Below are 23,250 nucleotides of genomic sequence, written 5' to 3' on the forward strand. Positions count from 1 at the left end.
ACGCGCCAACCAGCTTCTCAATCGCCCATCTTCAGCGCCTGGATAAACGCCTCCTGCGGAATATCGACCTTGCCGAACTGCCGCATCCGCTTCTTGCCCTCTTTCTGCTTGTCGAGGAGCTTGCGCTTGCGGCTCACGTCGCCGCCGTAGCACTTCGCGGTGACGTCCTTGCGCAGCGCCGAGATGGTTTCGCGGGCAATGACCTTGCCGCCGATGGCGGCCTGGATCGGGATCTTGAACAGGTGGTGCGGGATCAGTTCTTTCAGCTTTTCGCACATCTGCCGGCCGCGCTTTTCGGCCGCCGTGCGGTGCACCAGCATCGATAGCGCGTCGACCGGCTCCTCGTTGACCAGGATCGACATCTTCACCAGGTCGCCCTCGCGGTAGTCGGTCAGGTGGTAGTCGAAGGAGGCGTAGCCTTTCGAGATTGACTTCAGCCGGTCGTAGAAATCGAAGACGACTTCATTGAGCGGCAGGTCGTAGGTCAGCATGGCGCGTTTGCCGACATAGGACAGGTCGGCCTGGATGCCGCGCCGGTCCTGGCAGAGTTTCAAAATGCCGCCGAGATAATCGTCGGGGGTCAATATGGTGGCGCGGATCCATGGCTCCTCGATCGCGGAGATCTTCACCACGTCGGGCATGTCGGCCGGGTTGTGCAGTTCCTTCACCGAGCCGTCATTGAGGAGCAGCCGGTAGACGACCGATGGCGCGGTGGCGATCAGGTCGAGGTTGAACTCGCGCTCCAGCCGCTCCTGGATGATTTCCAGATGCAAGAGGCCAAGGAAGCCGCAGCGATAGCCGAAGCCGAGCGCCGCACTGGTTTCCATTTCATAGGAGAAAGAAGCATCGTTGAGGCGCAGTTTGCCGACGGCGGCGCGCAGGTCCTCGAAATCGGCGGCGTCGACCGGGAACAGGCCGCAGAACACCACCGGCTGCGCCGGCTTGAAGCCGGGCAGGGCATGCGCGGTCTGGCGCTTGTCCTCGGTGATGGTGTCGCCGACGCGGGTATCGGCCACTTCCTTGATCGAGCCGGTGAAGAAGCCGAACTCGCCGGGGCCGAGCTCCTCGACATTGATGCGGGCGGGCGTGAACACGCCGGTGCGCTCGACCAGATATTTGGCGCCGGTGCCCATCATGCGGATGGTCTGGCCCTTCTTCAGCACGCCGTCGATGATGCGCACCAGCACGATGACGCCGAGATAGGCGTCGTACCAGCTGTCGACCAGCATCGCCTTGAGGGGTGCCGAGGCATCGCCCTCGCGCGGCGGCGGCAATTGGTGGACGATGGCTTCGAGCACGTCGGGAATGCCGAGGCCGGTCTTGGCCGAGATCAGCACGGCGCCCGAGGCGTCGATGCCGATCACCTCCTCGACCTGCTCGCGGATGCGCTCGGGCTCGGCGGCCGGCAGGTCGACCTTGTTCAGCACCACGACGATCTCGTGGTTGTTGTCGATCGCCTGGTAGACATTGGCGAGCGTCTGCGCCTCGACGCCCTGGGAGGCGTCGACGACCAGCAGCGAGCCCTCGCAGGCGGCCAGCGACCGCGACACTTCATAGGCGAAGTCGACATGGCCGGGCGTGTCGATGAGGTTGAGGATATAGTCCTCGCCATTGTTGGCGCGGTATTTCAGCCGCACCGTCTGCGCCTTGATGGTGATGCCGCGCTCGCGCTCGATGTCCATCGAGTCCAGCACCTGCTCCTTCATGTCGCGCAGTTCCAGTCCGCCGGTGGACTGGATCAGGCGGTCGGCAAGCGTGGATTTGCCATGGTCGATATGGGCGACGATGGAAAAATTGCGGATGTGGTCGAGGGGCGTGCTCATGCCGCGCGCTTTAGCAGGGGCGGCAATCGGCGGCAAGGCTTGCGGCGCAAGGGCTGCCTTGCGGGTCACAAAGCGGTGACATCGGTCGAAAAACCGGGAAAACCGGCCCGCGGGCGAAGAATGCGTAAACTTTGATCGATCACATTAGACCTTGGTTTGCCGGCTGTATGGTAAATGCTCGAACGCTAATGTCTGTTGGGGGTCGAAATGTTCAGGATTTTGCGCGGCTTTGCCCGTTCCCGCAGCGGGTCGATGATGCCGCTCTTCCTGGTCATGCTGATGCCGCTGATCGCGGCCGTCGGCTTCTCGGTCGACTATACCAGCGCGGTCCAGACCAAGTCCAACCAGCAGCAGGCGCTGGATGCCGCGATCCTGACGATCACCACCATGGACACCACGGCGACGCTTTCGCAGCGACAGACGATGCTGCAGGATTCCTTCATAGCCAACGGCGGACAAGGCAGCGCGACGCTGACCAACTTCGTGGGTGGCACCGCCACCGCCGCCACCACCGCGCGGGCCACGGCAAGTTTCGCCATGCCGACCGTCTTCATGACCATCGCCAGGATTGACACCGTACCGATCGCCGTCGCGTCGGCGGTCAGCAAGCCGCCGGCGCTGGTCAAGGCGGACTTCAAGGTCACCGGGGTGTCGGGCTACTGGAACAAGACAATGACGCTCTACGGCACGCAATTCGGGGCGGCGCCGCCTGCCAAGCCGCTGATGACGATCGCTTACGTCTATGGCGGTACTGGGGACCCGAAGGGCTATGGCACCACCACCGCCAGCATCCTTACGACTGATTCAACCGGCAAGACCGTCAGCACGGTGGCCCAGACGCAGGTCTGCAAGCTCGCCGGCTCCAACCCGCCCGCCGGTGCGGTGATCCAGACCGACAAGTTTCAGACGAGATTTTACTGTGTCGACACGATGTATCCCGCCAATGGCACCGGCGCGTCCATCGATGTCAGCCAGATGGGTGGCCTCAGTCTCCAGATGCATGTGCCATCAGGGAACCCGCAAGACCTCAAGACGAATGATCCGCTCACCTCGAACCGCCTCTACAGCGGGGTCAAGGATCCGCAGACCGGTACTGTCACCTATAATGAGACCGCGACCGGCCAGGTCGTCGATATTTTCGGCCTCGTGCCTTGCGGCTCGACAGCCTATCAGGCCTGGGAAGACGGCGGCAACCCGGTTCCGGCGCCTGTCGGCAACGCCGACTTCTTCTACAACGTCACCGGCAAATGCGATTTCAACAAGCGGCCCTCGGACACTGCGCTGACGCAGTGACGTAGACGCGTCTTCCTTCTCCCCCTGTGGGAGAAGGTGTCGCCGAAGGCGACGGATGAGGGGTGTTCCAGGGAACGCCAACGTCTCACTCCGCTGGAACACCCGTCTCGGCGCTGTCGCGCCGATCCACCTTCCCCCACAAGGGGGGGGAAGGAAGACGCGCCTCGCCCGCCCTTCGGCCCAGAAGGAAATGCGTGCCTTTTGCCACCGGGGCTGTAGACGGACCGCGGCGTTCGACTAACCTCACGTCATGCCGCATCAACCCGTCCGCCCCGCCAAACGCAATTTTGCTCGCTCGCTTCGCCGTGCCATGACGGAGGCTGAAGACAGGCTCTGGCAAGAATTGCGCGACCGCAGGCTCGACGGGATAAAATTCCGGCGCCAAGCGCCATTTGGAAAATACATCGCGGATTTCGTTTGCATCGAAGCTGGCCTGATCATCGAGATAGACGGCAGCCAGCACGCGGATTCGGATTCGGACCGGAGCCGTGACGCCGACCTGAAGGCGAGGGGCTTTCGCATCCTGCGCTTCTGGAATGACGACGTCCTGAGAGACATGAACGCCGTCTGCGACACGATCATCGCCTATGTGCGGGATACCAGTCTGCAGCCCTGGCGTTAGCGGCGCCGACGCTTCTTCCTTCTCCCCTTGTGGGAGAAGGTGGCCTCGCGAAGCGAGGTCGGATGAGGGGTGTTCCAGCTTGGCAAGGACGGCAATCCGTCACGCACCCCTCAACCGTCTCGGCGCTGCGCGCCGATCCACCTTCTCCCACAAGGGGAGAAGGAAAGAGGCGCAGGCGCCCCAATCACAAAGCGGTGAGCGCTGTAACGAAGCTCGTGGTGGCGGCGAAGTGGGGACATGACGGGCGCATCGTGGCGCCGTCCCCACGGAGCACGCCGATGTCGCCAGTCATATCAAGCAGGTTCCTCGCACTGTCCGGCCTCGCCGCCTCCCTCGCCAGCGCCGTCGCCCAGCCGCTCACCGTGGTCGAGCTGTTCACCAGCCAGGGCTGCTCGTCCTGCCCGCCGGCCAATGCCAACCTCATCAAGGTCAAGGACCGGCCCGGCGTGCTGGCGCTGTCCTTCAACGTCACCTATTGGGACTATCTCGGCTGGAAGGACACGTTCGGAAAGCAGGAGTTCACCCAGCGCCAGGTTTCCTACGAGCGCCCGCTCGGCCATGACGGACCGTTCACGCCGCAGGTGGTGGTCAACGGCCATGCCGACGTCGTCGGCGCCGCGCCCGGCGAGATCGAACATCTGATCGCCGCGACGGCCAAGACCGGCGGTCCCTCGCTGTCGCTCGAGGGCGGCAAGGTCGCGATCGGCGCCGGCTCGGCGCCTGGCGGCAAGGCCGATGTCTGGCTGGTGCGCTACACCAACGGTGTCGTCGAGGTGCCGGTGGCGCGTGGCGAAAACACCGGCCGCACCTTGCCGCACGCCAATGTCGTGCACGCGCTGACAAAACTCGGCAGCTGGACCGGCGAGGCCAAGACGTTCGGTCTGCCGGCAGCCTCGGGCGGCCTCAGCACCGCCGTGCTGGTGCAGTCGCCCGGCGGCGGGCCGATCCTGGCCGCCGCCGCCAACTAGATCGCGTCCAAGTAGAGATTTGCCGAGCAGAGATTTGCCAAGCAGAGATTTGCGCCGCCGCACGGGCGGCGGCGCAAGAGCCCGGCCGCCCAGAAAGGGCGTGCCATCAACCCCGCAAGGAAGCCTATCATGACCAATTTCTCCCGCCTGACGCTGCCGGCGCTCGCGCTTGCTCTCTGCTCGACGGCGCTGTTTGCCGGCGGCATCGCGCGCGCCGACGACGCCACCAATGCGATGAAGCCCGCCGCCAACGCCATGGCGCCTGCCGCGGACGCCATGAAACCGGCAACCGATGCCATGAAGCCGGCCGACCCGATGGCCACCAACTCCATGAAGCCCGCCGCCGATGCGATGAAGCCTGCGACGGATGCGATGAAACCGGTGACCGATGCCATGAAGCCGGCGACCGACGCCATGAAGCCGGCAACGGATGCCACCGCCAATTGATATTGGTGCGTGGCCTTCTGTCCCTGGCGGGCTCCCTGTCCAGCCGGGGACAGTTGCCGGAGCAAGCCGGAAAGGCTTGAAGCGGTTATGCGTCGGGAATGACGTCAAAGCAAAAAGTCCGGGCCGCACGCGAATGTGAGCCTCCGCCGCAACTCGCGCATCGCGCCACGGTAGCCGATCCAATAGACTGATCCCCAATGGACTGATCCCAGGGGAAGCCATGAGGAGTGCAACCATGACCAATACCAACAATCGTTCGACCGGCTTTGTCCGGGGCGGGCTCGCCGCACTCGCCCTTGCCGTCGCGGGCGCCGCCTTCTGGCTGACGCCCGCCGTCTCCGCCGAGGACGCGGTGAAAATCCCGCCGCCGGCAATCGACGAAAAGGCGGCCCCAGGCAGCGAAAAGGCCATCTTCGCCGGCGGCTGCTTCTGGGGCGTGCAGGGCGTGTTCCAGCACGTCAAGGGCGTCAGCAAGGCGGTCTCGGGCTACACCGGGGGCGCCAAGGACGACGCCGTCTACGAGACGGTCGGCACCGGCCGCACCGGCCATGCCGAATCCGTCGAAATCACCTACGATCCGTCCAAGGTGACCTATGGCCAGCTGCTGCAGGTCTATTTCTCGGTCGCCCACAATCCGACCCAGCTCAACTACCAGGGTCCGGACTCGGGCACGCAGTACCGCTCGACGATCTTTGCCGAAAACGACGCCCAGAAGAAGATCGCGCAGAGCTATATCGCCCAGCTCGACAAGGCCAAGGTGTTTTCCGAACCCATCGTCACCACGCTGGAGACCGGCAAGACCTTCTACCCGGCCGAAAACTACCACCAGGATTTCCTGACGCTGAACCCGACCTACCCCTACATCGTCTACAACGACCTGCCCAAGGTGGCGAATTTGAAGACGCTGTTCCCGTCGCTCTACAGCGAAAAGCCGGTGCTGGTGCTGTCGGCGAGCAATTGAGGTTCTCGGCGGGGCGCGAGAGCGCGATAGGCCGGCGGGGCAGCGCCCCCCTCTGTCCTGCCGGACATCTCCCCCTCAAGGGGGAGATTGGCAGCGTCGACCCCGCGCCTTTGCGACGTCGGAAATTGGCGAAAGCAATCATGACATCCGATCTCCCCCCTTGAGGGGGAGATGGCCGGCAGGCCAGAGGGGGGCGCCTCGCCGTGACCTCGAAATCAACCGCTCTACCCACCCTCAATCGTACGTCAAATCCGTCGCCTTGCCGCCGAACACGCGGTAGGCGTAGAACGAATAGAAGATGATCACCGGCAGCACCACCACGGTGCCGGCCAGGATGATGGCCAGGCTTTCGGTCGCCGATGCCGCCTGCCAGATGGTCAGGCGATCGGGCACCACATAGGGATAGAACGACCAGGCAAGGCCGGCAAAGCCGAGCGCGAAGATGGCGGCCAGCGTCAGGAACGGCGTCAGTGAATGGCGGTCGCCGGGCCGCGGCAGGTGGAAGGTCTGCCGCCACAGCCAGAGGAACAGCAGCGCCGACAGGATCGGCAGCGGCGACAGATAGAGCATCTGCGGCCAGACGAACCATTTGGCGAAGATGCGCGGGCTGGCGAAGGGTGTCGCCAGCGACACGGCGGCCATGCCGAGCGCGGTCAGCACCAGCGCCGTGCGCAGCCAGAGCACCGCCTTCTTCTGCAACTCGCCCTCGGTCTTGTAGATCACCCAGGCAGCGCCCATCGCGGCATAAGCTGCAGCAAGACAGAACGCCACCAGCACGCCGAACGCCATGCCGCCCGGCCCGACATCGAGGCCGAGCACATAGACGCCCAGCATGTAGCCCTGCGCCAGCGAGGCGGTGAGCGAGCCCAGGAAGAAGATACGGTTCCAGCGGTGCTTGCGGCCGGCCGGCACCTTGGCGCGGAAATCGAAGGCGACGCCGCGCAGGATCAGTCCGACCAGCAGCACGAAGACCGGAATGTAGAGCGCGGTGAGGATGACGCCATGCGCCAGCGGAAAGGCGACCAGCAGCAGGCCGACGGCCAGCACCAGCCAGGTCTCGTTGGCGTCCCAGAACGGGCCGATCGCGGCGATCATCGTATCCTGCTCGGTGTCCTCGGCGGCGGCGAACAGCATGCCGATGCCGAGGTCGAAGCCGTCGAGGATGACGTAGATCAGAATGGCAAGGCCCATCAGGCCGGCGAAGATGAGGGGGAGCAGGGTCGGCCAGTCGTAGCTCATTTTTTCACTCCCCCGCCGCCGGTTGCGACATGGCCGTCTTCATCACACCCGGCAGCGGCGAGGTGTCGCCATCCTTGGCCGCCTTCAGCGCCAGGTGCACCAGCACGCCGAGATAGGCGATCAGCAACAGCACGTAGAGGAGAAGATAGACGGCGAGCGTCAGCGCGACATGGCTGCCGGCCACCGGACCGACGGCGTCGGCGGTCTTCAGCACGCCGGTCACCAGCCAGGGCTGGCGGCCGATCTCGGTCGTGTACCAGCCGGCCAGTGTCGCCAGCCAGCCCGACAGCGCCATCGGCACCATCAGCAGCGCGAGCGGCTTCGGCAGCGAATGCCGGCGCTTGAGGAAGAAGGCGGCCGACCACGAGACGGCGAGCATCAAAAGCCCGGTGCCGACCATGATGCGGAAACTCCAGAAGAGCGGAAAGACCGGCGGGTGGTTGCCCGGAAAATCGTTCAGCCCCGGCACGACACCGTCGATGCTGTGCCGCAGGATAAGGCTGGCGCCGTCGGGAATCGCGACCTCGAACTTGTTTTCCCTGGCCGCCTCGTCGGGCAGCGCGAACAGCACCAGCGGCACGTTGGGGCCGGTGTTCCAGTTGGCCTCCATGGCGGCGATTTTCTGCGGCTGGTGCTCCAGCGTGTTCAGCCCATGCTGGTCGCCGGCCAGGATCTGGATCGGGATCAGGATCGCGGCGGTGAAGACGCCGGTGCGCAGCGCCTTCCACATCGATTCCGAACGGTCGCCCTTGAGGTAGCGTAGCGCCGACAGGCCAGCGATCAGGAACGACACCGTCAGCCCCGAGGCGAGCAGCATGTGCACCAGCCGGTAGGGCATGGACGGGTTGAAGACGATGGCCCACCAGTCGACGGCATGCGCGACGCCATCGCGCATCTCGAAACCGGCCGGGGTCTGCATCCAGGAATTGAGCGCGATGATCCAGAAGGCCGATAGCGTGGTGCCGCCGGCGACCAGCACCGTCGCCAGCGTGTGGACGCGGTTGGAGACGCGACGGAAGCCGAACAGCATGATGCCGAGGAAGGCCGCTTCGAGGAAGAAGGCGGTGAGGATCTCGTAGGCGAGCAGCGGTCCCGCGATGTTGCCGACATGCTGCATGTAGCCCGGCCAGTTGGTGCCGAACTGGAAGCTCATGGTGACGCCCGAAACCACGCCCATGGCAAAGGACAGCGCGAACACCTTCACCCAGGTGAAATAGGCGCGCATCCAGGCGGAATCATTGGTCGCGTTGTAGCGCAGCTTGAAGAACAGCAGCATCCAGCCAAGGGCAATGGTGATCGTCGGAAACAGGATATGGAACGAGATATTCGCGCCGAACTGCATGCGCGAGAGAATAAGCGGGTCCATGGCGGGCTCCGGCTGCTTATTATTCATTTAGACGCAATTCCCTAGGGAAAGCGTTATGCGCCTTTCCCGGGAAAACCGCTTCACACTTTTCCTGGAATTGCTCCAATACTGGCGAAGGATAGGCCCGAAGCCAGGTCAGGTCAAAGCGGCGTCCCGCCGCGAGGCTGAACGCCACAGGACAATTTTACCGAATAGAAGCCACCCATTTCCAACCGGCCCCCGGCTTCAATGTCGAGAACTGGCAGCAGGGCATTGACTTGCAGTTGCACTGGGCGACAACAGGCCTATATCAAGTCACCTCTTTCAAGCAGCCGTTTTCAGCCATGCCCTCCATTCTTTCCATTTCCGGGGTCTCCAAGACCTACGCCACCGGCTTCACCGCGCTCAAGGAAGTCAGCCTCGACATAGCGCGCGGCGAGATCTTCGCGCTGCTCGGTCCCAACGGCGCCGGCAAGACGACGCTGATCTCGATCGTCTGCGGCATCGTCAACCGCTCGTCGGGCACCGTCACCGTCGACGGCCACGACATCAACAAGGACTACCGCGCCGCGCGCAGCCTGATCGGGCTGGTGCCGCAGGAACTCACCATCGACGCCTTCGAGAGCGTCTGGGCAACCGTCAATTACAGCCGCGGCCTGTTCGGCAGGCCGGCCAATCCGGCCTTTGTCGAGAAGGTGCTGCGCGATCTGTCGCTGTGGGACAAGAAGGACGCCAAGGCGATCACGCTGTCGGGCGGCATGAAGCGGCGGCTGATGATCGCCAAGGCGCTGTCGCACGAGCCGCGCGTCCTGTTCCTCGACGAGCCGACCGCCGGCGTCGACGTCGAACTGCGCCAGGACATGTGGGCGATGGTGCGCCGGCTGCGCGAGGATGGCGTCACCATCATCCTCACCACGCACTACATCGAGGAAGCCGAGGCCATGGCCGACCGCGTCGGCGTCATCAACCGCGGCGAGATCATCCTGGTCGAGGACAAGGCCGAACTGATGCTCAAGCTCGGCCGCAAGGAGATGAGGCTGGAGCTGCGCGCGCCGCTCGGCAGCGTGCCCAACGGGCTCTCGAACTACGCGCTCGAACTGTCGCCGGACGGCAACCAGCTCACCTACACCTATGACAACCAGAGCGACCGGCCGGGCGTCGCCTCGCTGATCCGCGATCTCGAGGCGGCCGGCATTCAATTCCGCGATCTCGACACCAAGAACAGTTCGCTCGAAGAGATCTTCGTCAATCTCCTGAGGCAAGAGCCATGAACCCGCGCGCGGCCATGAATTTACGTGCGGTGTGGGCAATCTATCGGGTCGAGATGGCGCGTGCGTTCCGCACCGTGCTGCAGAGCATCATCTCGCCGGTCATCTCGACATCGCTCTATTTCGTCGTCTTCGGCTCGGCCATCGGCTCGCGCATCACCGAGATCGACGGCATCAGCTACGGCGCCTTCATCGTGCCGGGACTGATCATGCTGTCGCTCTTGACGCAGTCGATATCCAACGCCTCTTTCGCCATCTATTTCCCGAAATTCGTCGGCTCGATCTACGAGCTTCTATCGGCGCCGGTCTCCTATCTGGAGATCGTCATCGCCTATGTCGGCGGCGCGGCCACCAAGTCGATCATCCTCGGCCTGATCATCCTGGCCACGGCCTCGCTGTTCGTGCCGCTGCACATTGAACATCCGTTCTGGATGCTCGCCTTCCTGATCCTGACGGCGGTGACCTTCAGCCTGTTCGGCTTCATCATCGGCATCTGGGCGAAAAGCTTCGAGCAGCTGCAGCTGGTGCCGCTGCTGATCGTCACCCCGCTGACCTTCCTCGGCGGTAGCTTCTATTCGATCCACATGCTGCCCGGCATCTGGAAAACGATCACGCTGTTCAACCCGGTGGTCTACCTGATCAGCGGTTTCCGCTGGAGTTTCTACGGCAAGGCCGACGTCTCGGTCGGCATCAGCCTCGGCATGACGCTGGTGTTCCTGGCCGTCTGCATCGCGATCGTCGCCTGGATCTTCCGGACCGGCTACCGGCTGCGGAACTGATCGGCTGGGACTTGGTTGCTCCCCGCTCCGCGGGGCGAGGAAAGGGCAGATCTCAAATCGCCTTGATCAGCCGCAGCAACCCCAGCATCTCGATGTAGGTCCCCTTGCGAAAGGCGATGTAGACCGGCTCCTCGGCACCGTGGAAGCGGCGCTTGAATGCCGCCTGGCCCTGCAGGTTGAACCTGCGGCGGTTGACCCAGGGCGAATCGAAGGCGCGCTGGAAGGTGTTGCGCCAGAAGTCGCTTTCGGCAAATCCGCTGGGACCCACATCGACGAGCGGCGACAGGCCGAGCGTCACCACCGAGATACCCTCCTCGCGAAACCGGTCGACGGCGAATTTGGTCAGGCCGATCTCGGCATGCGGCGAGGCATCGATATGCTTGCGCTTGAAGGCGGTGGTGTAGCCGATCACCTTGCCGCCGGCGAACATCGGATCGAAGTCGAGCAGGGCGACCAGGTCGCCATCGGGACCGTGCAGCACGAAACGGCGCATGTCGCTGCCGAGCTGATCGTAAAACGGACGGTTGAGGAAACCCATCTCCCAGCGCTTGACGATACGGTCACCGCGCCAATTTTGCGAGAGCCGGGAGATCTCGTCGAGGTTGATCGTGCGTTTGTCCTCCTCGAACGAAAAGCCTTTCTTCAGCAGCCAGCGCTCGGAATAGCGCACCGTCTCGTTTCGCTTGCCGGAAAAATCATGGTCGGGCAGCGGCAGGCGGGTATCGATGCCCAGCCGGTTGATCTTGTAGCCGAGGCCGGCAAGGACCTGGGCGGTCTGTTCGCCGATCTGCACGAACCATGGGCCGCCGGCACTCTCGACGAAGCGTCTGATATAATCGGGCCGCTGCGTCGGCGCCGCCACCGGATCGCCGAGCGCGAAATGATGCTTCATCTTGGTGCCGAAGGCGATGTAGCCGTCGGCGTCGCCAAAATAGGAAAGCTTGTGCTGCACGGCGGTGGAATAGGCGAGCGAGAAGTCGCCATGGCGGCGCACCAGCGCCAGCCGCTCGACATGCGCCAGCGCCTGGCGCTCGACCTTGGGCGAGGCCCCCTCGAGGATGTTGTCGAAATAGATCCGCAAGGAGGGCATGGTCGAGATTCCGCGTGCCGTTTGTGGCGCGACGTGCCGGTCGACACGCAAGACGCGCCACGGCGTCTTGATTTCTCGCGGGTAGCCGAAATCGATTGCCGGTTTCGAATGCCCACGTCTGTGACGAGATCCCCAGCCCCCGGACCTCGAATCAATCACTTTGCCGCGACCTGATTATCGCCGATGCCGCCGATATGCCATATAGGGCTGGATGTATTCGGACAGAAGCGGGTAATCCGCTCCATGTCGTTGTTTTGGCCGCGGTTCCGCGACCGGCAGTTTCCACCGGGCGGTGGAATGCTCCGGAGCGAGATCGCGCCTCGGCGCGGGGCCATCGACGATCGGCATCGAGTTGCCGTTCGGGTCTGTGCGCGATCAAACGGTTACAACGGCCTGCGAGCCTTTCGGGGTTGCCGCAAGGGCGAATGGGATTCGAGAGTGAATGGCTGATACGACACCCGGGACGATGATGGAGCAGATGGTGGCGATCGAGCCGGCGATCGTCATTGGCGCTGGCGTCGCCGGGCTGGCTGTCGCGCGGGCTTTGATGAAGGCCGGCGTGGCGACGGCGGTCCTCGAGAAGGAAAGCCGGCTCGCCGAGCCCTGGCGCCGGCGCCACGAGCAGCTGCACCTCAACACCCACCGCGATCTCTCGGCGCTGCCCGGCCTTGCCTATCCCAAGGGGACCCCCGCCTTTCCGCACCGGGATGTCGTCATCCGCCATATGAACGATTTCCATGAGGCGAACCGTTTGCCGGTGGAGTTTGGCGTTTCCGCCGAGGCCATCATGTTCGCGGGCGACCACTGGATCGTGCGCACCAGCGCCGGCTCGCGCCTGGCGCGTCACGTCGTTGTCGCCACAGGCCGCGACAGGGAGCCCTACACGCCGCAATGGAAGGGCATGCAGGCGTTCGCGGGCCGGATCATCCATTCGGCCGATTTCGGCGACGCCCGGGCCTATGCGGGCAAGAAGGTGCTGGTTGTCGGCGCCGGCAATTCGGGCTTCGACGCCCTCAATCACCTGGCGGGCGTCGATACCGCCGCTGTCTGGCTGTCGGCTCGCAACGGTCCCGCCCTTTTGCCCAAGCGCGTCGGCAAGATCGCCGTACACCGGCTCTCGCCGATCATGGCGCGCTTGCCGCTGCGCGTCGCCGATGCGGTTATGGCGGTGACGCAGCGCCTGGTTTTCGGCGATCTCACCAAATTCGGCATGCCGCCGGCACCCGCCGGCGGCGCCAGCCGCCTGACTTCGGACTATACCGCGATCGCCGCGGACGACGGCGCCGTCGATGCCATCAAATCGGGCAGGACCGTGGTCGTGCCGGCGATACGGGAGTTCACCCGCGATGGCGTCATCCTGGCCGATGGCAGCATGGTTGCTCCCGACATCGTCATTGCCGCGACGGGCTACCGGACCGGGCTGGAGCGCATGGTCGGCGATCTCGGCGTGCTCGACGAGAAGGGCGTTCCGCTCTTCAACGGCGGCCAGGCCGATCCGAAACTGCCCGGCCTGTGGTTTACCGGCATGCGGCCGAGCATCCGCGGCTGCTTCGCCAATGCCGCCATATTGGCCAGGGCGATCGCTGGGCGGATCGCCGGTCCCGGTCGGCCGGGCACCTCACGCTGACTTCGGCTCCAGCCGCCGGAAACCGACAGCCTCGGTCAGCATCTCCTCGTCGACCATGCCGGCATTTTGGAAGACACGTTGCAAGGTGGCCACTTCGTCAGGTTTGAGCCGGCCGCGGTCGTAGATCGACTTGGGCATGGCGATGATCTCCTGGTCGCGATCCAGGGCGCCATGTGTGAATTGCCGATCTTTCCCAAGGCTTGAATGCAGGCAGCGCACAAAAAGAGGGGCTTCGGATTCCCGGAGCCCCTCTTGTTTTGTCTACAGCATGTCGCGCCGAATAGGATTCGCCCGACCCGCTGTAAGCTTCTGATTTTATGCATGTCGTCGTCCCGGAACCGAGCACAGTTCCGGGTGACATGCATTAGCCCTGCGTCAGACGGCGATCTTGCCGCCGCCCTGTTTGGTGATCGCCACGACCGCCGGCCGCACCGGCATGTCCGGCTTGAAATCGGGCCACCGGGTCGACGGGTCCTCGTAGTAGGAGGGCCGGCCGAACGCCTCCCAGTCCTCGCCGCCGTCACCCGGATGCTGGACGGCGACGAAGGCGGTCTGGTCGTCCGGCGCGAACAGCGGGCCGCACATTTCGGCGCCGATCGGCACCCGGAAGAACAGTTTCGAGGTCGCCCGGGCCGATCCTTCCGTGTCCACCGCCCACAGGCCGTCGGTGCGGCCGGTGGCCTTCGGGCCCTGGCCGTCGGTGGCGACCCACAGGCGCCCGGCCGAATCGACCGCGCAATTGTCGGGCATGCCGAACCAGCCATGGGCCGTCGTCGCGGTGGAGAAGGTGGCGCCGACATCGGCCACCGCCGGATCGCCGCATTTCAGCAGCACTTCCCACTTGCCCTTCGTGGCGGCGAAATCGCCGCCGTCCTCGACGATCTCGATGATGTGGCCGAAGGCATTCCCGGCGCGCGGGTTGGCGGCATCGACCTGATCGGCCTTGCGCTTGGAATTGTTGGTCAGCATGACATAGACCTTGCCGTTGCCGGCATTGGGCTGGATGTCTTCCGGCCGGTCCATCTTGGTGGCGCCAAGCAGGTCGGCGGCGCGGCGCGTCTCGATCAGCACGTCGGCCTGGCCGGCAAAACCGTTTTCCGCCGTCAGCGGACCCTGCCCGAACACGATCGGCATCCATTCGACCGAGCCGTCCTCGGCGAATTTGGCGACATGCAGCGTGCCGTCGTCGAGCAGGTCCTTGTTGGCCGCGCGGTCGCCGGCGTTGAACATGCCCTTGGTGACGAACTTGTAGACATAGTCGAAGCGCTCATCGTCGCCGAGATAGACGACGACGCGGCCGTCCTTGGCGATGATCGATTCGGCGCCCTCATGCTTGAAACGGCCCATGGCGGTACGCTTGCGCGGTACCGAATTCGGGTCGTTGACATCGACCTCGACGATCCAGCCGAAGCGGTTGGGCTCGTTCGGCTCCTTGGCGAGGTTGAAGCGGTCATAATGCGCGCCCCATTCATAGGCGCCTTCCGGGATGCCGAGGCGCTTGTAGTTGGCGGCTTCCTTGTGGCCTTCCGGCAACTCGCCGGAGAAATAGCCGTGGATGTTCTCCTCGGCCATCACATAGGTGCCCCAGGGCGTGACGCCGCCGGCGCAGTTGTTGATCGTGCCGAAGACTTTCGTTCCGGACGGATCGGCATTGGTCTTGACGCGGTCATGGCCGGCGACCGGGCCGGACAGCGCCATCTCGGTGTTGGAGGTGATGCGGCGGTTGAGCTTGCCGTCACGCACCACCTGCCATTTGCCGCCGTCCTTGCGGATCTCGACGATGGTGCCGCCGTGGGCGGCCATCTCGACATCGACCTGCTCCTTCGAGAGCGGCGCCACCTCGGCCGACTTCTTGCCGTCCTTCTCGACGATCTTGACGATGCCCGGGAACATCAGATGCGGGTTGGTGTATTCGTGGTTGATGACCAGCAGGCCGTGTTCCGCCGAGCCATCGATCGCGATATAGCCGACATAGTCGTTGTTGTAGCCGAACTGCCTGGCCTGGGCTTGCGCCGACTGCCTGGTCGGGTCGAATGCCGGCGAATCGGCAAACAGCGGATCGCCCCAGCGCAACAAGACGTCGGCGTCGTAGCCCGGCGCGACATGGTGCTTGTCGTCGATACCGGCCTCCAGCTCGTCGAATGTGAAGGCGGAGCCTTCCGCGGCGCGAGCATCGTCGGCGGCGATCATCGCCAGCGGGCCGACGGTGGCGGCGATCGCCGAGACGGCAAGCGAACCCTTGAGGAAGCCACGGCGCGAGAACCGCGCGGCGATAATCTCGCCCATCGTGCGGTTTTCGCTGGGATTGTTGGCCGGGCCTTCGTTTTCCTCGAGCAGGCTGGTGCGGAATCGGGCATCGGTGGAGCGATGTTCGGTCATGGGAGCCTCTGGCTTGGATTTGGCTGGATTTTGTTGCCTGTTCGACCGCCTTACAGTCGACTGATCACATTTTCGTGACATCGTAACCGCGCTGCCGCTCCCTTACGATACCGGTTTTCACGCCGGGGCCTGGGACTTTAGTCCAATCTTGCGCCTGCAAAGGTCCTGGGGGACAAACGCAACGGTCGGAGGCCGCTTTCGGTCACCACGTCTTTCGGCGATGTTCGTTGCACTGCAACGTTGGGGTGAGCGCGCCGGCTCAATCGACGGAGATCAGTATGCGCGGATCGATTACGGCCCGTTGTTGTCGCCTGGCTCTGAGATCGGCGGCGCTTCTGGCGCTGACCGTCGCTCCCTATGGAATTGCCTTCCATGGATTCGTGCCTGGAATCGATGCCGCGACCGCACATGCCGACAGGGGTGGTGGCGGTGGCAATGGTGGCGGCGGCAACGGCGGTAATGGCGGCAACGGCGGCGGTAACAGTGGCGGCAACGGGAATAGCGGGAACAGTAACGGGAATAGCGGCGGCGGGAACAACGGAAATGGCAAGGGCCAGCGCGACAAGAGCAGCCATGTCAACGCCACCACCGGCGACGAGGTCGACGTGGACGGCAACAAGATTACAGTTCAGCACCCCGACGGTATGACGGAAAACATCGAGAACGGCCGTTTCAGGATGAAGGATGCGCTCGGCCGCACCATCATCGACCGCCCGGCCACACCGGCCGATGTCAGCCGTCTCAAGGCGCTGTGAATTTCGGCCCTGTGAATTCGGGTTTGTGAATTTCGGCCTTGTGAAGCTGGTCAACAGGCAACGACCAGCCTCACACGTCACCTCCGCCGCCCCCCGGCGGAGGTGACCTCCTTTTGCGGCGTTCCAAATGCCCCGAGGACTTATTCCAGGAAAAACGGTTTTCCCGCGAAAAGCGCGCAGCGCTTTCTCCTGGCGGAAATACGCAGACGCTGAACCGCTCTATGAGCGGTCCGTCTCGCGGTCGCGAAACTCGCGCATCATGAGGGCTGCTTCCGTGCGGTTTCGCACGCTGAGTTTCGACAGCACCCCCGTCATGTGGTGCTTCACGGTCTTCTCCTGCAGTTCCAGGCGCAAGGCAACTTCCTTGTTGCTCAGTCCCTCCGCCACCAACCGCAGGATTTCGGTCTGCCGGCCGGTGAGTTGCCGCAGCCGGTCCGCCACGCCGTTGGCAGGCTGCAGGGACTGCACATCGGAAAGCAGCCGGGCCGACAACATCGGCGAAAGATAGCTTTCGCCAGCCGCCACGTTGCGCAGGATATCGGCAAGCGAGCGCGACCCGACGCCTTTGAGGACATAGCCGCGCACGCCCGCGTTCAGGGCCTTGGTCACATCGCCATTGGCCTCTGAAACGGTCAACAGGACGATCTTCTGGGCGGGATGGTCGGCAAGGATGCTTGTAACCGCGGCGAGGCCGCCGCCCGGCATCGAAATATCGAGCAGCAATATGTCGGGCTGCATGGTCGAGACGATGCGTTCCGCGTCCTGCGCGGTCGCGCCTTCTCCGGCCATCTCGAAGCCTCCGATCTCCGACAGGCTGCGCGTCACGCCTTCGCGGAACAGCGGATGGTCGTCGACAATGGCGATGCGAATGGCGTCCATTATGCTTGCTCCTCGACTGAAAGACGGATCACCAGCTTTGTGCCTTTCGGCCCGGTCAGGGTTTCGAACTGTCCGCCGATGCTTTCAACGCGCTCCCTGAGGCCGGCCAGCCCCAACCCCTCGGCCCGCGCCGGATCGAAGCCCGGCCCGCCATCCGACACTTCAACGAAAAGCCTGCCGTTTTTCATTCCTGCATGCACCGCCTGATCCTTGCCCCGCCCGTGGCGGTAGGCATTGTTCAGCCCCTCCTGCACGAAGCGATAGATGCTGATCTTCTCAGAAGCGCCGGGTTCGGGCAAATGTCCGGGCAGGGTGAGCCTCACCGACGTGCCCGTCCGGTGCTCATGTTCCTCGACGGCCAGCCGCAACACGTCCGCGGCCGCCGCCGTTTCTATCTGCGGCAGCACCAGGCCGGTGCAGATGCCGCGTATTTCGCGCATCGCGTCCTCCAGCGTCTTGCGGATCATGGCGACCTCGGTCGAGCGGCCTTCACTGCCATGGCCGTCGCCGGTGAACACCGGACTGTCCATGCGCAGCGCCGCCAGGGCCACGAGCTGGGCCGGGCCGTCATGCAGGTCGGCGCCGATCCGGCGCAGGTATCTTTCGTTGAGTGCGGTGGCGCGGCGGGACGCCCGCTGCACGCGTTGCCGCAAGGCGCTGTTCTGCGTCACCAGCCCTTGCAGCTCCGACACCTGGCGGCGCAGCGCCCCGCGCTGGTCGTCGATGGTGCGGCTGGCGCGCAGGACGATGCTCGACAGAAGCAGGAATGCCGTCAAGGTGGTTCCGGCCACCACAAGCCAGCTCGACAGCAGGGCGGAGGCCAAGGTGGCTTTGAAATCGCTGGCGATCTCGTAGAATTCGGTGACGGCGACCACGTCGCCGGACCAGGGTTCGCGCACGGGATTGTAGATCTCGAGCAACGGCACGCCCGCGGCCCGCTCCTTGTCTTCGTTCTCGTCGAACGTATCGAACTGGGCAACGACACTGCCCTGGAAGGCGGAACGCAGATTTTTGTTCAGGTCGAAGCGGCGGCCGATCAAATCCGCGTCCTTGGCGTAGAGCACCGTGCCGTCGCGGCGCCAGAGCCTGAACGATGCCAGGCGTTTGCCGAGCGCGCCTTGGCCGAGCGTCTCGTCGAGCGCCTGTTTGACGGAATCGCTAAGCTCCTCGCTCTTGCGCAGGTCGGGCAGCAGCGGCGCAATCACGCTGTCGACATAAAGCGCCGTCGTGGCAGCCGAATTGCGAATGATGCCGTCCCGGATCTGCGTCGTCACCCAGGTCCCTACGACCAGCATGACGACCAGAAGCCCAAAGCCGCCGGCAACGACGAATTGCAGGGCAAGGGAAAGCTCGCTCCAGCGTCGCGCCAAGTTCTGAAGAATACGAATCATGGTCCCCTGACCGCCCTTCTATCGACATGCCGGGCGATTCCAGCACATTGAGCTTCAGTCTCGCCGTTGCCAAGACCTTCGTTGGAAACGACGTCGCTTGACGTCTCGGCGCGCTTCGGAAACATGGTCCGCGACATCTGGCGAAGCCGCATCGAGGGAGACGGACGTTGAGTTTTTCGGGACTGCTGCAGCTTGGCCTTTCGACGGTGATCTTCCTGCTGGCGGCGACCGCCGCCAAGCAATGGGGGCTGGCACCGAGCCTGGGCAGGATCCTGCTGACGCTGGCGCTCTATTCGCTTGGCAATCTGATCATGCTGCGGCTGATCCGCGAGTTCGGCATGTCGGTGTCCTTCAGCCTCTCGGCGGTCATCCAGCTGGTCTCGGTCAACGTCGTGGCGCTGGTGTTCTTCGGCGAGCGCGTCAACGCGCTGCAGGCCGCCGGCATCGCGCTGGCGATCGCCGCCGTGGCGCTGATCACGCTTGGACCCTATCTGCAAGGGCGGTTGTAACGGTGCCGATGAAGAACGCTGCGAAAGCTCTGCTCAACCGGGTCGAATTCCCGGTGCTGCTGGCCGGCCTGGTCATCGCCGGTGGGCTGTGGGCGTTCGAGGAATTGATGGAGGTGGCACGGGCCACCACGCCGCACGCCTTCGATACCGAAATCCTGCTTGCCTTCCGCCAGCCGGGCCAGCCCGGCGTTCCCATCGGCCCGCCATGGCTCGAAGGGGCGATGCGCGACATCACCAGCCTTGGCAGTATCAGCGTGCTTGTGCTGATCACCACGGCGACGATCATCTATCTGCTGTTGATCCGCCGCCCGGCGACGGCGCTTCTCATCTTCGTTGCGGTGGCGGGCGGCCAGCTGCTGTCGAGCCTGCTGAAAGTCGGCGTCGACCGGCCCCGCCCGGAACTGGTTTCGCATCTGGTCAACGAGACCTCGCTTTCCTTCCCGAGCGGCCATGCCATGCTGTCGGCGGTGACCTATCTCACGCTCGGTTCGCTGGCGGCACGCTTCCTGCCGGGCCGCACCACCCAGGTCTACGTGTTGTTCCTGGCGGTGCTGACGGCGGTGCTGGTCGGCGTCAGCCGCGTCTATCTCGGCGTCCACTGGCCGTCGGACGTGCTGGCGGGCTGGTGCGCCGGCTTCGCCTGGGCGATGCTATGCTGGTTGGTGGCGAGGCTTCTGCAGCGGCGCCAGGCGGTGAGCGACGACACCTGACCTCGCCGTCAGATCAATCTGTTGATGAGGTGCCCACCACAGCCCGCCAGCGCCAAAACCAGCGACAGCAAACCTGCCGATATCGTCAAAGTCTTGAAAAGTCTCAACCGCGTATACCCCTGCCCCGGATGCATGCCACCCTAGCTTGAAAGTCTCGCGGAGTATCGAAGAAAATGGGCAATCAGGTGACAACGATTATGTCTAACGCATTTACAATGATGCTTGAAACATCACAATGATGGTATTACACATTATCTCCGCAGACTCAGACATGGGTTCCGGTCGATGATCACTGCCGCGCAAATGCGTGCCGCAAGGGCCTTGGCCGGTATCGACCAGAAGACCCTCGCCGAGCGCGCCGGCGTCTCGCTTCCGACCATCCAGCGCATGGAAGCGAGCGACGGCGTGGTCAGGGGCGTGGTCGATACGCTGATGAAGGTCATCCAGGCTCTCGATGGTGCCGGGGTGGAACTGATCGGCGAGAACCAGCCCAGCGAGCGCGGCGGCAGGGGCGTGCGCATCAAGCCCGCCGTGCCGCCGGATCCCTAGGCTGAGCCGGCATAAGTCGCGACGGCGACCGCCGACAGTCCTGCCGACGATCCCGCCGCCTTTGCAGGTGCGGAAGGCAGCCCATGGATCAAGCGCGTCAGGCAGTGCATCAACCGGCCCATCAGCCGGTGAAGCCGACATTTTCCGAATTGTTCACGCCGAAGCTGGTGACAGTCTGGCGCGAGGGCTACCACCTGCCGCAATTCAAGGCCGACTTCATGTCCGGCCTGACCGTCGCCATCGTCGCGCTGCCGCTGTCGATGGCAATCGCGATCGCGTCGGGCATGACGCCGGAACGCGGCCTTTACACCTCCATCGTCGGCGGCTTCATCATCTCGGCCCTGGGCGGCAGCCGCTTCCAGATCGGCGGCCCGGCCGGCGCTTTCATCGTGCTAGTGGCGGCGACGGTCGCCCGCGTCGGCGTCGATGGCCTGCTGCTGGCGACGATGATGGCCGGTGTGTTCCTGCTTGCGATCGGCTACCTCCGCCTCGGCACCTACATCAAATTCATTCCCTATCCGGTCACCGTCGGCTTCACCGCCGGCATTGCCGTCATCATCTTCTCCGGCCAGATCGTCGAACTGTTCGGGCTGACCCTGCCGGGCAGGGAACCCGGACCGTTCGTGCCTAAGTTGATCGCGCTTGGCGAAGCGGCCCGCACGATCAACCCCGCCGCGACCTTGGTGGCGGTGTTGACCATCGCAACCATCGTTTTCCTGAAGCGCTGGCGGCCGAAATGGCCTTCCATGCTGATCGCCATCGGGCTTGCCTCGCTCGTCGTGGCGCTGTTTGCGCTGCCGGCCGAGACGATCGGCACGCGCTATGGCGGCATCCCGCGCAGCCTGCAATGGCCTGGCCTGCCCCCGGTCAGTCTCGGCAGGATGCTCGACGTCTTGCCGGACGCGACCGCCTTCGCGCTGCTTGGCGCGATCGAATCACTGCTGTCGGCCGTCGTTGCCGACGGCATGACCGGCCGGCGGCACCGCTCGAATTGCGAGCTGGTGGCGCAAGGCTTCGCCAACATCGGATCCGCCCTGTTTGGCGGCATCTGCGCCACCGGCACCATCGCCCGCACCGCCACCAACGTGCGGGCCGGCGCGCACGGCCCGGTTTCGGGCATCGTCCATTCGGCTATCCTGCTGGTGCTGATGCTGGTGGCGGCGCCGCTAGCCAGCTACATCCCGCTCTCGGCTCTTGCCGGCGTGCTGGCGGTGGTCTGCTGGAACATGTTCGAGAAACAGGCGTTCGCCACGCTGCTCAGGGCATCGCGCGGCGATGCGCTGGTGCTGCTGGCGACCTTCCTGATCGTCGTCTTCCGCGACCTGACCGAAGGCATCGTCGTCGGCTTCGCGCTCGGCTCGATCCTGTTCATCGATCGCATGGCGAAGTCCGTCGCCGTCGAGGCGGATCTGGCGCAGGAGGATGTTGCCGACAGCGGCGCCGGCGCCTATGATTCCAGCGAGGCCGCTGACGCCGAAACCGTCGTCTATCGCATCTCGGGCGCCTTCTTCTTCGGCGCCGCCTCCACCGTCGGCAGCGTGCTCGACCGCATCGCCGACCAGCGCCGCAACTTCATCCTCGACTGTTCGGCCGTGCCGCTTTTTGATTCGACGGCGGCCAATGTCATCGAAAGCGCGGCCCGCAAGGCGAGGCGCGCTGGCGTGCGCTTCATCATTTCGGGCGCCTCGCCGCAGATACGGCGCATGCTGATCAACCACGGCGTCAAGCGGCCGCTGGTGACCTATGCCGCTTCGATCCGTGATGCGCGGGCGCAACTGGCGGGAAAACAGGAGGTGGAACAGCCGTCCGTCATCGATTGAGCGATCCCGGGCCGCTGACGAACGGACTTCCCACAAGATAAAATCGCAGCGGGCGCTCGGCATCCTTCGAAATGCCGATCCTGATGCTCTGCCCGATCGCGCCGGTTTCAGTGCCATCCCGAGCGAGCCATAGTGGGCCTTCCCGGCAAAGGTCGAGCCCGTCGAGCGAACGATCGATCCGCAATGCCGCAGCCAGCCTTCCCGGCCCGCGCGCCAGGTCGCGCAGGCGCTCGACGCCGCGGTTCAGCCGCATGATCGCGATGCCTTCCAGCGGCTCCAGCGCCCGGATCAGCACGCCGGTCCCGGTGCCTCGCGTCTCGCTCGAAACGTTCAGCATGAACGAGATGCCATAGGCGAGATAGACATAAGCGTGCCCGCGCTCGAGAAACAGCGACCGGTTGCGTGGCGTCATTCCCCGAAAGCCATGCCCTGCGGCATCGCCGACGACATAGGCCTCGGTCTCGACGATGCGGCCGCTGATCCTGCCTTCAGGCAAGTCGCGCACCACCAGCTTGCCGATGAGATAGCGGGCGAGGGCGGCCGTATCGTCGGGCAGTTCTTCTCGCGCGAGCGGCGGATGATCGTCGCTGTGGCTCACGATATCCGCTCGACCCGTTGCACGCGCGAAGGTACGGGTTCGAACGGATCGCCGAAATACTGGGTCTCGTGGGCCACCTTGCCGTCGAGAAACGCCCTGATGCTGACGGTGTAGGTTGGCTGCCCGTCATAGGTCAGGTGCTTCACCGTGCGCCGCATCACCGGCACCGGTGACGGTCGGAGGCGGCCCAATGGCGAT

The 23,250-nt window shown here is 64.3% G+C and carries 23 protein-coding genes; 13 read left to right on the forward strand and 10 right to left on the reverse strand.

Features of this window, described 5'->3' with window-relative positions:
- Window positions 1–17: 17 nt before the first annotated feature.
- Entirely contained in the window at window positions 18–1,823 is a 1,806-nt protein-coding gene (lepA, locus tag O7B34_RS15430) for a translation elongation factor 4 (RefSeq protein ID WP_337146851.1), read from the reverse strand.
- Window positions 1,824–2,030: 207 nt separating this feature from the next.
- Between lepA and O7B34_RS15435 the strand changes: the two genes are divergently transcribed.
- The 5 genes from O7B34_RS15435 to msrA all read left to right on the forward strand — a co-directional run bounded on the left by O7B34_RS15435 (window position 2,031) and on the right by msrA (window position 6,114).
- On the forward strand, window positions 2,031–3,116 hold the full coding sequence (locus O7B34_RS15435; RefSeq protein WP_337146852.1) for a TadE/TadG family type IV pilus assembly protein: 1,086 nt from the start codon (window positions 2,031–2,033) through the stop codon (window positions 3,114–3,116).
- A gap of 250 nt (window positions 3,117–3,366) precedes the next feature.
- Window positions 3,367–3,738, forward strand: coding sequence for an endonuclease domain-containing protein (locus O7B34_RS15440; protein WP_337146853.1), 372 nt, complete (start codon window positions 3,367–3,369; stop codon window positions 3,736–3,738).
- Between the two features lie 278 nt (window positions 3,739–4,016).
- A complete protein-coding gene (locus tag O7B34_RS15445; RefSeq protein WP_337146855.1) occupies window positions 4,017–4,706 on the forward strand; it encodes a DUF1223 domain-containing protein in 690 nt (229 codons plus the stop codon).
- A gap of 129 nt (window positions 4,707–4,835) precedes the next feature.
- Complete coding sequence (locus O7B34_RS15450; RefSeq protein WP_337141112.1) at window positions 4,836–5,153, forward strand: hypothetical protein; 318 nt, start codon at window positions 4,836–4,838, stop codon at window positions 5,151–5,153.
- Between the two features lie 235 nt (window positions 5,154–5,388).
- On the forward strand, window positions 5,389–6,114 hold the full coding sequence (gene msrA / locus O7B34_RS15455) for a peptide-methionine (S)-S-oxide reductase MsrA (protein WP_337146857.1): 726 nt from the start codon (window positions 5,389–5,391) through the stop codon (window positions 6,112–6,114).
- Between the two features lie 234 nt (window positions 6,115–6,348).
- Here msrA and O7B34_RS15460 read toward each other — a convergent pair whose 3' ends face one another.
- Both O7B34_RS15460 and O7B34_RS15465 read right to left on the reverse strand, forming a co-directional pair.
- On the reverse strand, window positions 6,349–7,353 hold the full coding sequence (locus tag O7B34_RS15460; RefSeq protein WP_337146858.1) for a cytochrome d ubiquinol oxidase subunit II: 1,005 nt from the start codon (window positions 7,351–7,353) through the stop codon (window positions 6,349–6,351).
- A 4-nt stretch (window positions 7,354–7,357) separates the two neighbouring features.
- The gene (locus O7B34_RS15465) at window positions 7,358–8,719 is read right to left on the reverse strand and encodes a cytochrome ubiquinol oxidase subunit I (RefSeq protein WP_337146860.1); all 1,362 of its coding nucleotides are present in this window, start codon (window positions 8,717–8,719) and stop codon (window positions 7,358–7,360) included.
- A gap of 323 nt (window positions 8,720–9,042) precedes the next feature.
- On the opposite strand from O7B34_RS15465, the gene O7B34_RS15470 reads away from it, so the two are divergent.
- A complete protein-coding gene (locus tag O7B34_RS15470) occupies window positions 9,043–9,969 on the forward strand; it encodes an ABC transporter ATP-binding protein (RefSeq protein ID WP_337146861.1) in 927 nt (308 codons plus the stop codon).
- A gap of 14 nt (window positions 9,970–9,983) precedes the next feature.
- A complete protein-coding gene (locus tag O7B34_RS15475) occupies window positions 9,984–10,745 on the forward strand; it encodes an ABC transporter permease (RefSeq protein WP_027146438.1) in 762 nt (253 codons plus the stop codon).
- 52 nt (window positions 10,746–10,797) lie between these two features.
- Here O7B34_RS15475 and O7B34_RS15480 read toward each other — a convergent pair whose 3' ends face one another.
- Entirely contained in the window at window positions 10,798–11,835 is a 1,038-nt protein-coding gene (locus tag O7B34_RS15480; protein WP_337146863.1) for a phosphatidylglycerol lysyltransferase domain-containing protein, read from the reverse strand.
- A gap of 442 nt (window positions 11,836–12,277) precedes the next feature.
- Between O7B34_RS15480 and O7B34_RS15485 the strand changes: the two genes are divergently transcribed.
- Window positions 12,278–13,462 (forward strand): flavin-containing monooxygenase, encoded by a 1,185-nt coding sequence (locus tag O7B34_RS15485; RefSeq protein WP_337146864.1) that lies wholly within the window; start codon window positions 12,278–12,280, stop codon window positions 13,460–13,462.
- Here O7B34_RS15485 and O7B34_RS15490 read toward each other — a convergent pair.
- Together O7B34_RS15490 and O7B34_RS15495 are read right to left on the reverse strand one after the other, a co-directional pair.
- Window positions 13,454–13,600, reverse strand: coding sequence for a hypothetical protein (locus tag O7B34_RS15490; protein WP_337146865.1), 147 nt, complete (start codon window positions 13,598–13,600; stop codon window positions 13,454–13,456). The genes O7B34_RS15485 and O7B34_RS15490 overlap by 9 nt on opposite strands.
- A 237-nt stretch (window positions 13,601–13,837) precedes the next feature.
- Window positions 13,838–15,841 carry a PhoX family protein gene (locus tag O7B34_RS15495; protein WP_337146867.1) on the reverse strand — a complete coding sequence of 668 codons (2,004 nt, stop codon included), beginning with the start codon at window positions 15,839–15,841 and terminating at the stop codon, window positions 13,838–13,840.
- A 278-nt stretch (window positions 15,842–16,119) separates the two neighbouring features.
- Here O7B34_RS15495 and O7B34_RS15500 point away from each other — a divergent pair, with 278 nt between their 5' ends.
- Window positions 16,120–16,596, forward strand: a complete 477-nt coding sequence (locus tag O7B34_RS15500) for a hypothetical protein (RefSeq protein ID WP_337147108.1) — start codon at window positions 16,120–16,122, stop codon at window positions 16,594–16,596.
- Window positions 16,597–16,815: 219 nt separating this feature from the next.
- Here the strand turns inward: O7B34_RS15500 and O7B34_RS15505 are convergent, their stop codons facing one another.
- Window positions 16,816–17,478, reverse strand: a complete 663-nt coding sequence (locus O7B34_RS15505) for a response regulator transcription factor (RefSeq protein ID WP_337147110.1) — start codon at window positions 17,476–17,478, stop codon at window positions 16,816–16,818.
- Window positions 17,475–18,866, reverse strand: coding sequence for a sensor histidine kinase (locus O7B34_RS15510; protein ID WP_337141097.1), 1,392 nt, complete (start codon window positions 18,864–18,866; stop codon window positions 17,475–17,477). The genes O7B34_RS15505 and O7B34_RS15510 overlap by 4 nt, the downstream gene beginning before the upstream one ends.
- Window positions 18,867–19,033: 167 nt before the next feature.
- Here O7B34_RS15510 and O7B34_RS15515 point away from each other — a divergent pair, with 167 nt between their 5' ends.
- The 4 genes from O7B34_RS15515 to O7B34_RS15530 all read left to right on the forward strand — a co-directional run bounded on the left by O7B34_RS15515 (window position 19,034) and on the right by O7B34_RS15530 (window position 22,454).
- Complete coding sequence (locus O7B34_RS15515) at window positions 19,034–19,375, forward strand: hypothetical protein (protein WP_337108543.1); 342 nt, start codon at window positions 19,034–19,036, stop codon at window positions 19,373–19,375.
- An 8-nt stretch (window positions 19,376–19,383) separates the two neighbouring features.
- Window positions 19,384–20,085 (forward strand): phosphatase PAP2 family protein, encoded by a 702-nt coding sequence (locus tag O7B34_RS15520; RefSeq protein WP_337147111.1) that lies wholly within the window; start codon window positions 19,384–19,386, stop codon window positions 20,083–20,085.
- Between the two features lie 285 nt (window positions 20,086–20,370).
- Window positions 20,371–20,634, forward strand: coding sequence for a helix-turn-helix domain-containing protein (locus O7B34_RS15525; protein WP_337146868.1), 264 nt, complete (start codon window positions 20,371–20,373; stop codon window positions 20,632–20,634).
- An 83-nt stretch (window positions 20,635–20,717) separates the two neighbouring features.
- Entirely contained in the window at window positions 20,718–22,454 is a 1,737-nt protein-coding gene (locus tag O7B34_RS15530; RefSeq protein ID WP_337146870.1) for a SulP family inorganic anion transporter, read from the forward strand.
- Here O7B34_RS15530 and O7B34_RS15535 read toward each other — a convergent pair.
- Together O7B34_RS15535 and O7B34_RS15540 are read right to left on the reverse strand one after the other, a co-directional pair.
- Window positions 22,444–23,052: a DNA-3-methyladenine glycosylase gene (locus O7B34_RS15535; protein WP_337146871.1), complete on the reverse strand. Its 609-nt coding sequence runs from the start codon at window positions 23,050–23,052 to the stop codon at window positions 22,444–22,446. The genes O7B34_RS15530 and O7B34_RS15535 overlap by 11 nt on opposite strands.
- Entirely contained in the window at window positions 23,049–23,243 is a 195-nt protein-coding gene (locus O7B34_RS15540; RefSeq protein WP_442920966.1) for a hypothetical protein, read from the reverse strand. The genes O7B34_RS15535 and O7B34_RS15540 overlap by 4 nt, the downstream gene beginning before the upstream one ends.
- Window positions 23,244–23,250: the final 7 nt, after the last annotated feature.

It is taken from the genome of Mesorhizobium sp. Cs1299R1N3 (assembly GCF_037179625.1).
Taxonomy (GTDB): Bacteria; Pseudomonadota; Alphaproteobacteria; order Rhizobiales; family Rhizobiaceae; genus Mesorhizobium; species Mesorhizobium salmacidum.